12 protein-coding genes are annotated in these 15,334 nt (G+C 68.1%); 5 read left to right on the top strand and 7 right to left on the bottom strand.

The annotated features are described in order from the left end of the window. Positions 1–6: 6 nt before the first annotated feature. A complete protein-coding gene (locus tag BAY15_RS15765; RefSeq protein ID WP_068853950.1) occupies positions 7–1,119 on the top strand; it encodes a glycosyltransferase in 1,113 nt (370 codons plus the stop codon). Next, positions 1,100–2,422, top strand: a complete 1,323-nt coding sequence (locus BAY15_RS15760; RefSeq protein ID WP_428999307.1) for an O-antigen ligase family protein — start codon at positions 1,100–1,102, stop codon at positions 2,420–2,422. The genes BAY15_RS15765 and BAY15_RS15760 overlap by 20 nt, the downstream gene beginning before the upstream one ends. Positions 2,423–2,432: 10 nt before the next feature. On the opposite strand, the gene BAY15_RS15755 is transcribed toward BAY15_RS15760, so the two are convergent. Beyond that, positions 2,433–3,353 (bottom strand): LpxL/LpxP family Kdo(2)-lipid IV(A) lauroyl/palmitoleoyl acyltransferase, encoded by a 921-nt coding sequence (locus BAY15_RS15755; RefSeq protein WP_068853949.1) that lies wholly within the window; start codon positions 3,351–3,353, stop codon positions 2,433–2,435. 98 nt (positions 3,354–3,451) lie between these two features. On the opposite strand from BAY15_RS15755, the gene waaA reads away from it, so the two are divergent. After that, a complete protein-coding gene (gene waaA, locus BAY15_RS15750; protein WP_068853948.1) occupies positions 3,452–4,753 on the top strand; it encodes a lipid IV(A) 3-deoxy-D-manno-octulosonic acid transferase in 1,302 nt (433 codons plus the stop codon). 48 nt (positions 4,754–4,801) lie between these two features. On the opposite strand, the gene BAY15_RS15745 is transcribed toward waaA, so the two are convergent. The 3 genes from BAY15_RS15745 to BAY15_RS15735 form a co-directional block, all read right to left on the bottom strand. Next, positions 4,802–6,169, bottom strand: coding sequence for a TolC family outer membrane protein (locus BAY15_RS15745; RefSeq protein WP_068853947.1), 1,368 nt, complete (start codon positions 6,167–6,169; stop codon positions 4,802–4,804). Positions 6,170–6,185: 16 nt separating this feature from the next. Further along, positions 6,186–6,836: a protein-L-isoaspartate O-methyltransferase family protein gene (locus BAY15_RS15740; protein ID WP_068853946.1), complete on the bottom strand. Its 651-nt coding sequence runs from the start codon at positions 6,834–6,836 to the stop codon at positions 6,186–6,188. Between the two features lie 137 nt (positions 6,837–6,973). After that, positions 6,974–7,645, bottom strand: a complete 672-nt coding sequence (locus BAY15_RS15735; protein WP_068853945.1) for a TetR/AcrR family transcriptional regulator — start codon at positions 7,643–7,645, stop codon at positions 6,974–6,976. Positions 7,646–7,768: 123 nt separating this feature from the next. Here BAY15_RS15735 and BAY15_RS15730 point away from each other — a divergent pair, with 123 nt between their 5' ends. Further along, a complete protein-coding gene (locus BAY15_RS15730) occupies positions 7,769–8,899 on the top strand; it encodes an efflux RND transporter periplasmic adaptor subunit (protein WP_068853944.1) in 1,131 nt (376 codons plus the stop codon). Between the two features lie 4 nt (positions 8,900–8,903). Next, positions 8,904–12,062 carry an efflux RND transporter permease subunit gene (locus BAY15_RS15725; protein WP_068853943.1) on the top strand — a complete coding sequence of 1,053 codons (3,159 nt, stop codon included), beginning with the start codon at positions 8,904–8,906 and terminating at the stop codon, positions 12,060–12,062. Between the two features lie 182 nt (positions 12,063–12,244). On the opposite strand, the gene leuB is transcribed toward BAY15_RS15725, so the two are convergent. From leuB to leuC, 3 genes are read right to left on the bottom strand one after another with little or no spacing between them, the layout of a single operon-like run. Continuing rightward, positions 12,245–13,306, bottom strand: a complete 1,062-nt coding sequence (gene leuB / locus BAY15_RS15720; RefSeq protein WP_068853942.1) for a 3-isopropylmalate dehydrogenase — start codon at positions 13,304–13,306, stop codon at positions 12,245–12,247. After that, positions 13,296–13,874 (bottom strand): 3-isopropylmalate dehydratase small subunit, encoded by a 579-nt coding sequence (gene leuD, locus BAY15_RS15715; RefSeq protein ID WP_068853941.1) that lies wholly within the window; start codon positions 13,872–13,874, stop codon positions 13,296–13,298. Before leuD ends, leuB begins: the two co-directional genes overlap by 11 nt. Next, positions 13,874–15,295 carry a 3-isopropylmalate dehydratase large subunit gene (gene leuC / locus BAY15_RS15710; protein WP_068853940.1) on the bottom strand — a complete coding sequence of 474 codons (1,422 nt, stop codon included), beginning with the start codon at positions 15,293–15,295 and terminating at the stop codon, positions 13,874–13,876. The genes leuD and leuC overlap by 1 nt, the downstream gene beginning before the upstream one ends. Positions 15,296–15,334 lie beyond the last annotated feature (39 nt).

Here is a 15,334-nt window from a genome sequence, read left to right as displayed (position 1 = left end):
ACGAACGTGCGCCGACTGACCGTGGTGCAGCTGCTGCCGGCGCTGCACTCCGGCGGGGTTGAGCGCTCGACGCTGGAAATTGCCGCCGCGCTGGTCGCGGCCGGGCACCGCGCCATCGTGGTCTCCGCCGGTGGCCGGCTGGTCGAGCCGCTGCTGGCCAGCGGCGCCGAACACCTCACCCTGGATATCGGCCGCAAATCGCTGTGGACGCTGCGCCACGTGCGCACGCTGCGCAACCTGCTGGCCGAAACCGGCGCGGACATCGTGCACGCGCGCTCGCGGCTGCCGGCCTGGCTGGGCTACTACGCCGTGCGCAACCTGCCGGCGGCCACCCGCCCGCACTGGGTGACCACCGTGCATGGCTTGAATTCGCCCAGCCGCTACAGCGCGGTGATGACCAGCGGCGAACGGGTCATCTGCGTGTCCAACTGCGTGCGCGAATTCGTGCTCCAGCATTACCCGAGCGTACCCCCGGAGCGGCTGCAGGTGATTCCGCGTGGCGTGGATACCGCGCAGTTCCCGCGCGTGGGCCGCCAGGACCGGCGCCCGCGCCTGGCGGTGGCCGCGCAGCATCCAACGCTGGCTGGCGATGCGCCGCTGCTGTTGTTGCCGGGCCGTGGCACCCGCCTCAAGGGGCATCACCATGCGCTGGGGCTGCTGGCCGGGCTGCATGCGGCCGGGGTGCGGGCGCTGCTGTGGATGCCGGGCACCCGCGAGCCGGGGCGTGAGCGTTACGTGGCCGAGCTGGAGGCGCAGGCGCGCAGCCTGGGCATCGCCGATGCGGTGCTGATGACCGCGCCGACCTCGCGCATCGCCGAGGCCTACGCCGCCAGCGATCTGGTGCTGCAGCTGTCCGACAAGCCCGAGGCCTTTGGCCGCACCGTGGTCGAAGCGTTGTCGGTGGGCCGACCTGTACTGGGCTGGAACCAGGGCGGGGTGGGCGAGCTGCTGCAACACCTGCAGCCATCCGGCGCGGTACCCTTGGGCGACGCCGGGGCATTGCAGGCGCGTGCGCTGCAGTTGCTGGCGCAGCCGCCGTCGCTGCCCTCGCGTATTCCGTTCACCCTGCAGGCGATGCAACGTGACACGCTCCACCTCTATACCTCCCTCGCTGGCTGAGCCGGTCAAGGCGCCCGGTTCGCCGGGCTTCCGCGCGGGCCGCTGGGCGCCGTGGTGGGTCATTGCATTCGTGGCACTGCTGCCGCTGCCCGGGGTTGCCGAAACCGTACTGGGCCTGGGCGCGATCTACGCCGCCGCGCGCATGGTCCAGCTGCGACTGCAGGGCAAGCAACGCATGCTCAGCAGCCCGGCCTGGGCACTGACCAGCATCCTGTTCCTGGGCTACTGGCTGCCACAGGCGTTCTCCGCCTTCGATGCGATCGATCCGGGCACGGCGTGGCGCAAGACCGCTGCCGGCCTGCGCTATCTGCCCTTCATGTGGCTGGTGGCGATCGCGGTGGCCACGCCCGAGCGACGCGCACTGACCCTCAAAGGCATTGCGCTGATTACCGGGGTCTGGACGCTGGACGGACTGGCGCAGGCCGTACTCGGGACCAGCCCGCTGTTCTGGTCGATGGACCAGTTGAAGTGGGCGATCAGTGGGCATGGCTTGTGTCCACCGGCGGAGATGGCGGCAGCCGATCGCCTGAGCGGCGTGCTGGGGCCGTGCAATCTCAAATTCGGCCAGGTACTGGCGAGCCTGTCACCGTTCCTGCTGTTTGCCGCCGCCGCGCGCTTCGGCCGCTGGGGCTGGATGCTGGTGGCGGCTGCGGTGGGCGTGGTGCTGGTGCTGGCCGGTTCGCGCGCGGCATGGCTGACCTATGCGCTGGTGCTGGTGTTTTCCGGCTGGCGCCTGCTCGGCGCGCGCGGCCTGCTTGCCTGCCTGGCGGTGGGCCTGGTGGCGGCGGTGGCACTGGCCGCCGGCTCGCACCAGGTACGCGAGCGGCTGGAGCGCACTGCGATGGCGTGGGAAGGCGAGAGTGACGGCGTGAACCAGGCGTTGTCCGGGCGCGCGCAGATCTGGGCCGCGGCGGGCTGCATGATCGAGCAGCATCCGATCAACGGTGTAGGCGCACGGGGTTTCCGCGATGCCTACCCCGATTGCAATCCGCGCCCTGAAGAACAGGAAGTATGGGGCGCCGGCCCGGCGTTGCACGCGCACCAGATCCTGCTGGAGATCCTGGCCGAAACCGGCGTGCTCGGGTTGCTGCTGTGGTTGGCGGCTGCGGCGCAGGCGTGGCGCGCGTGGCGCTTCGCACCGCTGCCGGCACGCGAGCGCGCCCGCCCGGCGATGCTCGCCCTGGCCGTCACCGTGTTCCCGTTCAACACCCACCTGGCGTTCTATTCCACCTTCTGGGGCGGCCTCACGCTACTGCTCGCCGCCCTCTACGCAGGCAGCCTGCTGGCCAGCGACGACCCGTGATCCGTACGCGTTATTTGTAGAAATCGCTGCGGCCGCCCGGTTGGCGCTTGAAGCGGCGGTGGATCCACAGGTACTGGTCAGGGGCCTCGCGCACCATTGCTTCGATGGCCTGGTTGACCCGTGCGGTATCGGCTTCCACATCTTCGCTGGGGAAGTTCTCCAGCGGCGCGCCGATCTTCAGGAAGTACTTCCCGCCTTCGCGGCGGTGGAAGTACGGAATCACCGCGCAACCGGTCATCCGCGCCAACTGGTGGGTGGCGGTGATGGTCGAGGCGGTGTGCCCGAAGAACGGCACGAACACGGTGTCCTTGCCGCGCATGTCCTGGTCCGGCGCGTACCAGAGGAAGCCGCCCTTCTTCAGGTGACGCACGGTGGCGCGGATGTCCTCGTTGGCATACATCGCCTTGGCATAGCGCAGCCGGCCGAACTTCACCGCCCACTCGTACACCGGGTTGCGGTGCTTGCGGTACATGCCCGACAGGTCGACGTGGTCGCACAGCAGCCGCCCGCACATCTCCAGGGTCATGAAATGGCCCGATACCAGCAGCACGCCACGGCCTTCGGCCTGCATGCGGTGCAGGTGCTCCAGTCCTTCCACCTGCACCTTCGGGCGGATGCTGTCGATGCTGCCCCACCAGGCCCGGGCGAATTCGAAAATGCCCACGCCCAACGCGTCGAAGCTGTCACGCAGCAGGCGCTGGCGCCAGGCGTCATCCTTCTCGGGGAAGCACAGCTTGAGGTTGACCTCGGCCGCGCGCCGGCGGCTGCTGGCCACATGGTAGGCCACGGTGCCCACGCCCCGGCCGAGCGCGCGCTGCAGGCCCCAGGGCAGCCGGGCGATCACGAAGGCGGCCAGGATGAAGGCGAAGGTCGGCCAGTGGCGGGGATTGCGCAGGGACGGCCGGGTGGCGGTGGAAGCGTTATCTGACATGCCCCGATTCTAAGTCATGCGTCCCCGCAGGTGCGTCAGCGCGGGGATCGGCCCGCTCCTGCATGTTTTTCCCGGTGCCGCTCCCGTATCCTCTGCGCATGCGTAAAAGTCCCGTCGAATGGATCCTGCGCGGCCTGTATTCGGTCGTGCTGTACCTGTTGTTGCCGATCACCGTGTACCACCTGGTCTGGCGCGGATTCCGGGTGCGCGAGTACTTCCAGCGCTGGGACGAGCGCTACGCTTCCTACCCCGATTCCACCGCGCAGCCGCGGGTCTGGCTGCATGCGGTATCGGTGGGCGAGGTGAACGCGGCCGCGCCGCTGGTCAATGCGCTGCGCCAGCTGCGCCCGGACATCCGCTGGGTGATCACCACCATCACCCCCACCGGGTCGGAGCGGGTGCGCTCGCTGTGGGGCGATGCGGTGGACCACGTCTACCTGCCCTACGACGTGCCGGGCAGCGTGGGCCGTTTCCTGGGCCACTTCAAACCCAGCCTGGCGCTGATCCTGGAAACCGAACTGTGGCCGAACCTGCTGTTCGGCTGCCGCGACCGTGGCATTCCGGTGTATATCCTCAATGCCCGGCTGTCGGCTCGCTCGCTGCGCGGTTACCGCCTGCTGCGCCCGCTGATCGGGCGCACGCTGCGCACTGTCACCTGCGTGGCCGCGCAGTCGGCCGACGACGCCGAGCGCTTCATCGAACTGGGCGCGCTGCCCGAACAGGTCAAGCCGCTGGGCAACCTGAAGTTCGACATCGCCACGCCGAACGTGCGCGAGTTCACTGCCAGCTTCCATGCCGCCGTGCCCGGCACGCGCCCGGTATGGATTGCGGCCAGCACGCACGAGGGCGAGGAGCAGGCCACCATCGACCTGCACCGTCGCCTGCGTGCTGAAATACCCGGCCTGCTGCTGCTGTGGGCGCCGCGCCATCCCGAGCGCTTCCCGCGCGTGGAAGCGCTGGCGCGCGAGCAGGGCTGGAAGGTCAGCACGCGCCGCCAGCAGCACTGGCCGCAGGCCGACAGCGACGTGTTCGTGATCGATACGCTGGGCGAACTGATGGCGTTCTATGGCTGCGCGCAGGTGGCGTTCGTCGGTGGCAGCCTTCAGCCGATCGGCGGGCACAACCTGCTCGAGCCGGCGGCGATGGGCACCGCCACGGTGACCGGCCCGCACCTGCACAACTTCGCCGAGATCTCCCGGCGCATGCGCGAAGCGGGCGCGGTGCTCATCGCCGACGACGTGGCCGGCGTGGGCGACGCCCTGCTGACGCTGCTGCGCGATCCCGAGGCGCGCGAGGACATGGCCAGCGCAGGCTGTGCATTGGTCAGCAACGGACGTGGTGCGCTCAAACGAACGGTGGAGCTGATTGCTCCGCAGCTTCCGCCGCCGCTGGACCCATGAAAAAAGCCACCCTTGCAGGTGGCTTTTTCGTTTCCGGTTACGCCTGGGTTACTGGCCGTTTACCGTGGTGCTGGGCGTCGCGGCCTGCTGGGTGAGCAGACGGTTGATGTCCTGCAGGTCGGCGATGTCCAGCGTGCCGACGGCCTGGCCCAGCTGCAGGCGGTTCTGCAGGAAGGTGTAACGGGCATTGGCGTACTCGAGCTGGGCCGAGAACAGGATGCGCTGGTTCTGGATCACGTCCAGCACGGTGCGGGTACCCACTTCCAGGCCGACCTGCGACGCGTCATAGGCGCTCTGTGCCGAGACCACCGCCAGGCGGCGCGCTTCCACTTCGCTGATGCCGGCCACCAGGGTCTGGTAGGCGTTGCGGGTGTTGCGGTCCAGGGCGCGCTTCTGCTGCTCGTAGCCATCCTGGGCGATGTCACGCTGGGCCAGCGCCTGGCGCACGCCGGACTGGGTGGCGCCGCCGGAGAAGATCGGCACGCTCAGGGTCAGGCCGACGCTGTTGCTGCGGGCATCGGGGCTGAAGTTCGACCCGCTGCCGACCACGTCGCCCCAGCTGGCCTGGCGGCCGACGCTGGCGCCGAGCGAGAGGGTGGGGAGGTGGCCCGCACGCGCCGCCGACACGCTGGCTTCCGCCGCGCTCACCTGCAGTTCCTGCGCCTTCAGCGCCGGGTTCTGGGCGACCGCCTCGTTGACCAGCTGGTCAACGGTGGCGTACTTGGCCGGCAGTTCCGGGCGGAAGTCGGCCGGCAGTGCACGCAGGTCGGTAACCGGCTGGCCGGTCAGTTCGGTCAGCGCCTGGTAGGCGTCGGCCAGGGTGTTCTGCGCGATGATCGTGTTGGCACGGGCCTGGTCGTACTGGGCGCGGGCTTCATGCACGTCGGTGATCGGGGCCAAGCCCACTTCCAGCCGCTTGTCGGCGAAGTCGAACTGCTTCTTGGCGGCCGCTTCGTTGGTCTGCGCCGCCGACAGCGATTCAATGCCCACCAGCACGTTGAAGTACGCCGCCGAGGTGCGCACGATCAGGTCGTCGTTGGCCGAATCCAGGTTGAAGTCGGCTGCCTTGCTGAGCTCGCGCTGCGCACGCAGGTTGGCGAACTGGCTGAAGTTGACCAGCGTCTGCGAACCACTGATACCGTAATTGCGGTTCTTGGTGGTGTACGAGGTCGAACTCACATCGTGGTTCGGGTTGGTGCGGTTGCGGGTGAGCGAGGCTTCGCCATTGATCTGCGGCAGCAGCGCGGCACGGGCCTGCACGGCGCCTTCCTTGTCGAACAGACGGGTCGATTCAGCCGCGGACAGCTGCGGATCGCCGTTGCGCGCCATTTCGTAGACCTGCAGCAGGTCGGCGGCAGAGGCGGTCATGGGCAGCAGGGCGGCGGCCAGCGCAATAGCGAGGGATCGGCGGATCATTGCGGCTTCCTTGGACTCAGAGGTGGAACTGGGGTGCCGGCGCGGCACCGCGCAGGTAATCGATATCGGTTTCAAACAGCGAATCGCTGATGCTGCCATCGGTCTTGACCAGCACCGCTTCCATTGCCGGCGAATGGCCACGGATCACGAACAGGCGGCCACCGGTACGCAGCCACTGGGTGAAGCGGGCGGGGATGGTCTCCACCGCGCCGGTGACGCAGATGGCATCGAAGCGGCGCTCGGTATCCCAGGTCAACGCGTCGGCGGTTTCAATGCGGACATTGGTGCCCAGGCCGGTTGCATCCAGGCGCGCACGCGCGGCCACGGCCAGTTCCGGGTCGATTTCCAGGCTCAGCACTTCGCGCGCCAGGGCGCCCATGCAGGCGCTGAGGTAGCCGCTGCCGGTGCCGATTTCCAGCACTTCATCGCCCAGCTGCAGGTTCAGCGCCTGCAGGGTGCGGCCTTCGATGACCGGCTTCATCATCTTCTGGCCGTTACCGAGCGGCAGCTCGACATCGGTATAGGCGAGGGTACGGTTCGCATCGGCGACGAACGCCTCGCGCGGCAAACGTGCCAGTACGTCGAGCACACGGATGTCCAGCACGTCCCAGGGACGGATCTGCTGTTCAACCATCAGTTCGCGGGCGTGGGCGTAATCGATCGTCATGAGGTTCTTAATCCAGCGCAGTGGGCCGGCCATTTTACCGGTGCCGGGAGCCGGCGGCGCGCTGAGAGCATCGCTGCCGTCGCGCCGGGGTCGCAGTGCCGGAAGTCACCGCGACCTCCGGTCCATTCATGTTGTCATCACCGCCCGGGGCGGGTGGCGTAAGCCCTCAGGAAGAAGGTCACGCTGGCCTCGACATGGGCGTCGGCGTCGCACTCGGCCGGGGCCGTTCGCAGCCCGCACATCATATGCGTATGCAGCTCACCTTTGATGAGGGTGAAGAACTGCAGGGCGGCGGTCTGGAAGTCGGTGATCTCCAGTTCGCCACGCTCGGTGCGGGCCCGCAGGAATTCGGCCAGGGCATCGCTGGTGCGCTGCGGGCCGGCCACCCAGAACATCTCGCGGATACGGTCGTCGGTATCGGGGGCCATCATCACCCGCTGCACGGCCACGGCCGCCGGCGAGGTGATCATGGTGAAGAAGGCCCGGCCGATGCCCAGCAGCTGCTCGCGCAGCGCGCCATCGGCGTCGGTGACGAACAGCGCGTCCGGCAGCATCTCGACGCAGGTTGACTTCACAGCTTCGGTGAAAAGCGTTTCTTTGTCGCCGAAATGGCTGTAAACGGTCAGCTTGGATACGCCGGCCTGGGCCGCGATGCTGTCCATGCTGACGCCGCCATAGCCCTGGTCCACGAACAATGCCTTGGCCGCATCAAGGATGGCCGCGCGCTTGCCCAGATCCTTGGGACGGCCGGGCCCGGCTGCCTTGGCGGCAGGCTTGGACGGCACGGCTGAAGTGGTCGGATCGGTCATGCAAACAATACTAGACCAATCGGTTCGATATTTATACTATACCGACTGGTTCACTATTAGCCGTCGTGGAATAGAGTGTTGCTTCCAGACGGTTTCCCCCGGCAATTCAAGGTCCAGGACCTCATGAACAACTTGCGATGGATGGGCGGTAGCCTGCTGGCGTTGATGCTGGCGGCGTGTGGCAAACAGGACGCCGAGCCGGCCGCACCGATCCCGGTGCTGGTGGTGCAGCCGGGCACGGTGAGCGGCCAGGAAGTGGCGGCCTACCCGGGCGAGGTGCATGCGCTGCAGGAAAGCCCGCTGTCGTTCCGGGTCGGGGGCAACCTGGTCAAGCGGCATGTCGATGCCGGCCAGCGCGTGCGCAAGGGCGACCTGCTGGCCGAACTGGATGCCGCCGATTTCGCCTCGCAGGCAAGCGCCTCGCAGGCGCAGCTGGCCGCAGCCGAAGCCGACCTGGTGCGCGCCCGCGATGACCAGAAGCGCTACGCCACGCTGGCCGAGCAGCAGCTGGTCAGCCAGTCCGCCCTGGATGCACAGACCGCCGCGTTCAAGGCCGCGCAGGGGCAGGCCAATGCCGCCCGCGCCAACCTGGCGGTGGCCCGCAACCAGACCGGTTACGCGCAGCTGCGCGCGCCGGCCGATGGCGTGATCGCCAGCCGCCAGGCCGAAGCCGGGCAGGTAGTCGGCGCCGGGCAGACGGTGTTCACCCTGGCCGCTGATGGTGGCCGCGAGGTGCTTATCGCCCTGCCGGAAAGCAACATCCGCGATTACCAGGTTGGCCAGGACGTGCAGGTGGAGCTGTGGAACAAGCCGGGCCAGATGCTGCCGGGCACGATCCGCGAGATCGCCCCCGCTGCCGATGCACAGGCGCGTACCTACGCCACCCGGGTCAGCCTGGCGCCGGAGGCGGCCGCTGAAGTGGAACTGGGCCAGAGCGCGCGCGTGTTCGCCGCCGCCGGCCGCACCGGCACATTGCAGCTGCCGCTGGGCGCGGTGCTGCGCGGCGCCGATGGCAAGGCCAGCGTGTGGGTGGTGAACCCGTCCAATGGCGCGATCAAGGCCACGCCGGTGACCGTGGGTGCCTATGGCCCCGACGCGGTGCCGGTGCTGTCCGGCGTGGCCGCACAGGATTGGGTGGTGGCCGCCGGCGGGCACCTGCTGCGCGAAGGCCAGGCGGTCACCCCGGTGGACCGGCAGAACCGCCCGGTGCTGAAGCCGGCCGCCGCGCCTGCTGCCACGGCCAAGGGGCACTGAGCCCGTGCGCCGGTTCAATCTTTCCGAATGGGCGCTGGGCAACCGCGCGCTGGTGCTGTTTGCGATGCTGGCCTTCGCCATCATTGGCGCCTGGTCGTACAAACACCTGGGCCAGTCCGAGGATCCGCCGTTCACCTTCAAGGTGATGGTGGTGCGCACGATGTGGCCGGGCGCCACCGCCGAGCAGGTCTCGCGGCAGGTGACCGAGCCGATCGAAAAGGCGCTGCTCAATACCGGGCAGTACGAATTCATCCGCTCGTACTCGCGCCCGGGCGAATCGCAGGTGATCTTCGCGGCCAAGGACAGCCTGCGCTCCAAGGCGATCCCGGAACTGTGGTACCAGGTGCGCAAGCGCGTGGGCGACATCAAGCCGACCCTGCCGCGCGAAATCGTCGGCCCGTTCTTCAACGACGAGTTCGGCGATACCTTCGGCAACATCTACGCACTGACCGGTCAGGGCTTCGACTACGCGGTGATGCGCGACTATGCCGACCGCATCCAGCTGGAACTGCAGCGGGTGCCGGACGTGGGCAAGATCGAGCTGGAGGGCCTGCAGGACGAGAAGGTCTGGATCGAACTGTCCAATACCAAGCTGGCCACGCTGGGCGTGTCGCTGCAGCAGGTGCAGCAGGCGCTGGCCGACCAGAATGCGATTGCCGCCACCAGCTTCTTTGAAACCCCCACCGACCGCGTGCAGCTGCGCGTCACCGGCCAGTTCCAGAGCGTGGACGACATCCGCCGCTTCCCGATCCAGGCCGGCGACCGCACCGTGCACCTGGGCGACATCGCCGAGGTCAAGCGCGGCTTTGCCGACCCGGCCTCGCCGAAGATGCGCTTCATGGGCGAAGACGCCATCGGCATCGCGGTGGCGATGAAGGACGGCGGCGACATCCTCAAGCTGGGCACCACCCTGGATGCCGAGTTCGAGCGCCTGCAGAAGACGCTGCCCGCCGGCATGCAGCTGCGCAAGGTCTCCGACCAGCCGCATGCAGTGGAAGAATCGGTGGGCGAGTTCGTGCAGGTGCTCACTGAAGCGGTGGTGATCGTGCTGCTGGTGAGCTTCTTCTCGCTGGGCCTGCGCACCGGCCTGGTGGTGGGCGTGACCATTCCGCTGGTGCTGGCGATGACGTTCTTCGTCATGCACTACTTCGACATCGGCCTGCACAAGATCTCGCTGGGCGCGCTGGTGCTGGCGCTGGGCCTGCTGGTGGACGATGCGATCATCGCGGTGGAGATGATGGCCACCAAGATGGAGCAGGGCTACGACCGCCTGCGCGCGGCCAGCTTCGCCTGGGAGAGCACCGCGTTCCCGATGCTGACCGGTACGCTGATCACCGCCGCCGGCTTCCTGCCGATTGCCACGGCCGCCTCCAGCACCGGCGAATACACCCGTTCGCTGTTCCAGGTGGTGACCATCGCGCTGGTGGTGTCGTGGATCGCGGCGGTGCTGTTCATTCCGTACCTGGGCGACAAGATGCTGCCGGACCTGTTCAATCCGCAGCCGCCAAAGCCGGGCAGCGTCGCCGCGCGCTGGCAGGCCCGCCGCGCGGCATGGGGCGACCGCTACCCCGCGTTGGCACGCTGGATCGTGCCCAAGCAGCACGCACACGACCACGATCCGTACCAGCGTCCGTTCTACACGCGCTTCCGGCGCTTTCTGGATACCTGCCTGCGCCATCGCTGGTGGGTGATCGGGGCCACCGCGGCGCTGTTCGTGTTCTCGCTGCTGATCTTCCGCTTCGTGCCGCAGCAGTTCTTCCCGGACTCGACCCGGCCGGAACTGATGGTGGACATCGAGCTGGCGGAAGGCGCCTCGCTGGAGGCGACCAAGGCGCAGGCGGCAAAGCTGGAAAAGCTGCTGCACGGCCGTGAGGGCATCAGCAACTACGTGGCCTACGTGGGAACCGGTTCGCCGCGTTTCTACCTGCCGCTGGACCAGCAGCTGCCCGCCACCAATTTCTCGCAGTTCGTGGTGCTGACCGAAAACGCCGACGCGCGCGAGGCCACGCGCGACTGGCTGATCAAGGACGTGATTCCGCAGTTCACCGACGTGCAGATGCGCGTGACCCGCCTGGAAAACGGACCGCCGGTGGGCTACCCGGTGCAGATGCGCATTTCCGGCGAGCACATCGACCAGGTGCAGGCGATCGCGCGGCAGGTGCAGGCCAAGGTGCGCGAGAACCCGCACGTGATCAACGTGAACCTGGACTGGAGCGAGCCGAGCAAGGTGGTGCGACTGGTGATCGACCAGGATCGTGCGCGCGCGCTGGGGGTAAGCAGTGCGCAGGTGAGCCAGTTGCTGGGCACCTCGCTGTCGGGCATGAGCGTGAGCACGTACCGCGAAGGCAACCGCCTGATCGAGATGCTGCTGCGCGGCCCGGAAAACGAGCGGGTTCGGCTGGACATGCTGGGCAGCCTGGCGATTCCGACCGCCAGCGGCACCTCGGTAACGCTGTCGCAGGTGGCGCGGCTGGAGTATGTGTTCGAAGACGGCATCATCTGGCACCGCAACCGGCTGCCGACGGTGACCGTGCGCGCCGACGTCGGCGACGCCACGCAGCCGCTGGACGTGGTGCAGCAGATCCTGCCGACGCTGGACGGCATCCGTGCCGAGCTGCCGTCGGGGTACCTGCTGGAGACCGGCGGCACGGTGGAGGATTCGGCGCGCGGACAGGATTCGATCAAGGCCGGCATGCCGCTGTTCCTGATCGTGGTGGCGACGTTGCTGATGCTGCAGCTGCGCAGTTTCTCGCGCGCGGCGATGGTGCTGGTGACCGCACCGCTGGGCATCATCGGGGCCACGCTGTTCCTGCTGCTGTTCCGCGCCCCGTTCGGGTTCGTGGCGTTGCTGGGCACGATTGCGCTGGCGGGCATGATCATGCGCAACTCGGTGATCCTGATCGACCAGATCCAGCAGGACATCGACGCCGGCCATGACCGCTGGCACGCGATCATCGACGCCACCGTGCGCCGCTTCCGCCCGATCGTGCTGACCGCGCTGGCGGCGGTGCTGGCGATGATCCCGCTGTCGCGCAGTGCCTTCTACGGCTCGATGGCGATCTCGATCATGGGCGGGTTGATTGTCGGCACTGTGCTGACGCTGGTGTTCCTGCCGGCGTTGTATGCGGCGTGGTTCCGGGTGAAGCCGGACGAGGCCCAGTAGGGCCTCGTCCGGCGCTGCCATGCCCACGGGGCATGGCAGCCTTGTGTATCCCGAACGGGATGCACAAGGGGTAGAGCGGACTGTCAGTCCGCTGCCGTTCGCGCGGTGTGTGGGTCTGCGCCGAAAGCAGCGGACTAACAGTCCGCTCTACCATTCCGCCGCCGCTCTACCCGGCGCGCCGCTTATCCCAGACGCGCCAACACCGCGTCGGTGGCCTGCGTGGTGCTCACCGCCTGGCCCTTGGCGGCCAGGTCGGCGGTGAACACCCCATCGTCCAGCGCGGCATGTACGGCCGCTTCCACGGCGGCTGCTTCGGCTTCCAATCCCAGCGAATGGCGCAGCAGCATCGCAGCGCTGAAGATCGTGGCGTACGGGTTGGCGATGCCCTTTCCGGCGATGTCCGGGGCCGAGCCGTGGATCGGCTCGTAAATGCCCACCGCACCCGGCTCACCCAACGACGCCGACGGCAGCAGGCCCAGCGAACCGGCCAGCATCGAAGCCTCGTCGGTGAGGATGTCGCCGAACATGTTCTCGGTCACGATCACGTCGTACTCGCGCGGCTTGGCCAGCAGGTGCATGGCCATCGAATCCACCAGCTGGTGCTCCAGCGCGATCTCCGGGAATTCCTCGCGGCCGATCCGCGCCGCCACGTCACGCCACAGGCGCGAAGTTTCCAGCACGTTGGCCTTGTCCACCGAGGTGACCTTGCCACGGCGCTGCCGTGCCAACCGGAACGCACTGCGCATCACCCGCTCGATCTCGCCGACGCTGTAGCTGCACAGGTCACTGGCGGTGTCGGCCGTGCGCGTCTTCTCGCCGAAGTAGATGCCGCCGGTGAGCTCGCGCACCACCACGAAGTCCACGCCCTCCAGCAGCTCGGCCTTGATCGGCGAGGCGCCCAGCGCGGCCGGGTGGGTGCGCACCGGGCGCAGGTTGGCGTACAGCCCCAGCGCCTTGCGGATGGCCAGCAGGCCCTGTTCCGGGCGCACTTTCGCGTTCGGGTCGGACCACTTCGGGCCGCCCACCGCGCCCAGCAGGATCGCATCGGCCTGGCGGCAGGCCTCCAGCGTGGCCGCCGGCAGCGGCTCGCCGTGGCGGTCGATGGCGATGCCGCCGATATCGTGTTCGCTGAAATGGAAGGTGTGGGCAAAGCGTTGGGCCACGGCGCCCAGCACCGCAACCGCGGCCGCGGCGACTTCCGGACCGATGCCATCACCGGGCAATACGACAATCTCAGCGTGCATGTTCACTCTCGTAACGTTCAATGTCAGGGGTACGACCCAACAGATACCCCAGCTGGTCCACGCCTTCCAGCAGACAGGTCTGCGAGAAGCCGTCCAGCGGGAAGGAATACACCCGGCCATCGGGCGTGCGCAGCTCGCGCGCGGCGATGTCCACGGTCAACGCGTCGTCCGGGCGCTGCATCAGCGTCTGCACGTCGGCCTCGTCGAGCACGATCGGCAGCAGGCCGTTCTTCAGCGCATTGCCGCGGAAGATATCGGCGATTTCGCTGCTGACGATCGCGCGCAGGCCCAGGTCGGCCAATGCCCACGGCGCGTGCTCGCGCGAGGAGCCACAGCCGAAGTTGCGCCCGGCCAGCAGGATGCTGCGCCCGGCATTGTGCGGCTGGTTGAAGGCGAAACCCGGGTTCGGGCTGCCGTCGGCCTGCCAGCGCCAGTCGTTGAACGCGTGCTTGCCCAGCCCGGCACGTTCGGTGGTGGACAGGAACCGCGCCGGAATGATCTGGTCGGTGTCGATGTTGGTCTCGCGCAGCACCACGCTGGTCGAGGTCAGGGTGCGGAAGCCGCTCATCAGGCCACCTCCTGGCTGGCATACAGTTCACGCGGGTCGGCCACGTGGCCATTCACCGCTGCCCAGGCGGCCGTCATCGGCGAGGCCAGCAGCGTGCGCGAGCCCGGGCCCTGGCGGCCTTCGAAGTTGCGGTTGCTGGTGCTCACTGCCAGCTGCCCCGGAGCGACCAGGTCGCCGTTCATGGCAATACACATCGAGCAGCCCGGCTCGCGCCATTCGGCGCCGGCGGCGCGCACGATGGCATCGATGCCTTCGGCTTCGGCCTGGCGCTTGACGATCTCCGAACCCGGCACCACCAGCATGCGCACGCCATTGGCAACGCGCCGGCCCTGCAGCACCTGCGCCACTTCGCGCATGTCGCTCAGCCGGCCATTGGTGCACGAGCCGACGAACACCACGTCCACCGGCGTACCGGCCAGGGTCTGCCCGGCGTGGAAGTGCATGTAATCCAGGCCCTTCTGGTCGGCCGCGTCGTTGGCGGCAGGGATCGGGGCGTCCACCGCGATCGCCGTGCCCGGATGCGTTCCCCAGGTCAGGGTCGGGCGGATGTCGCCCGCGTCGATGTGGACTTCCACGTCGAAGCGCGCGCCGGCATCGCTGCGCAGCTGCTTCCACTGCGCCACGGCGATGTCGAACTCCGCGCCCTCGGGGCCGCGCGGCGTATTGGCTACCCAGTCGAAGGTGACCTGGTCCGGCGCGACCATGCCGGCGCGCGCGCCGGCTTCAATGGACATGTTGCACAGGGTCATGCGCTGCTCCATGTCCATCGCGGTGATCGCGCTGCCCCGGAACTCCAGCACATGGCCGGTGCCGCCGTTGACCCCGATCACGCCGATGATGTGCAGCACCACGTCCTTGGCGCCCACACCCGGCGCCAGTGCGCCATCGACGGTGATCGCCATGGTCCTGGCCTTGCGCTGCAGCAGGCACTGGGTGGCCAGCACGTGGCCCACTTCGCTGGTGCCGATGCCGAACGCCAGCGCACCGAACGCACCGTGGGTGGAGGTATGGCTGTCACCGCACACGATGGTCATGCCCGGCTGGGTGAAACCCTGCTCGGGTGCGATCACGTGCACGATGCCGCGGTTGGCCGACTGCAGGTCGAACAGCTCGATGCCGTGCTCGGCGCAGTTGCGCGCCAGCATGGCGACCTGCGCTTCCGAAGCGGCACTGGCGTACGGCAGCTTGCCGTCGGCACCGGCCGGCAGGGTCGGGGTGGAGTGATCCATGGTGGCCTTGGTCCGGTCCGGGCGGCGCGGCGACAGGCCGCGCTCGCGCAGTTCGGTGAAGGCCTGCGGCGAGGTCACTTCGTGGATCAGGTGCAGGTCGATGTACAGCACGGCGGGCGCGCTGTCCGATTCGGGCACGACCACGTGGGCGTCCCACAGTTTGTCGTACAGGGTGCGGGGAGCTGGGGTCATGGAATGGCCTTGCTGTGGTTCATGTGACGATAGGGCGGT

Source organism: Stenotrophomonas rhizophila, from assembly GCF_001704155.1.
Lineage (GTDB): Bacteria > Pseudomonadota > Gammaproteobacteria > Xanthomonadales > Xanthomonadaceae > Stenotrophomonas > Stenotrophomonas rhizophila_A.
The sequence above is the reverse complement of the archived record's forward strand: the minus strand, read 5'-3'. Positions and strand labels throughout refer to the sequence as shown.

Excerpts from the sequence above, each read along its gene's own strand:
- BAY15_RS15730 (WP_068853944.1), top strand. The coding sequence starts at position 7,769 with ATGAACAACTTGCGATGGATGGGCGGTAGCCTGCTGGCGTTGATGCTG.
- BAY15_RS15740 (WP_068853946.1), bottom strand. The coding sequence starts at position 6,836 with ATGACGATCGATTACGCCCACGCCCGCGAACTGATGGTTGAACAGCAG.
- BAY15_RS15735 (WP_068853945.1), bottom strand. The coding sequence starts at position 7,645 with ATGACCGATCCGACCACTTCAGCCGTGCCGTCCAAGCCTGCCGCCAAG.
- BAY15_RS15745 (WP_068853947.1), bottom strand. The coding sequence starts at position 6,169 with ATGATCCGCCGATCCCTCGCTATTGCGCTGGCCGCCGCCCTGCTGCCC.
- leuD (WP_068853941.1), bottom strand. The coding sequence starts at position 13,874 with ATGAGCGGCTTCCGCACCCTGACCTCGACCAGCGTGGTGCTGCGCGAG.
- BAY15_RS15755 (WP_068853949.1), bottom strand. The coding sequence starts at position 3,353 with ATGTCAGATAACGCTTCCACCGCCACCCGGCCGTCCCTGCGCAATCCC.
- waaA (WP_068853948.1), top strand. The coding sequence starts at position 3,452 with ATGCGTAAAAGTCCCGTCGAATGGATCCTGCGCGGCCTGTATTCGGTC.
- leuB (WP_068853942.1), bottom strand. The coding sequence starts at position 13,306 with ATGCACGCTGAGATTGTCGTATTGCCCGGTGATGGCATCGGTCCGGAA.
- leuC (WP_068853940.1), bottom strand. The coding sequence starts at position 15,295 with ATGACCCCAGCTCCCCGCACCCTGTACGACAAACTGTGGGACGCCCAC.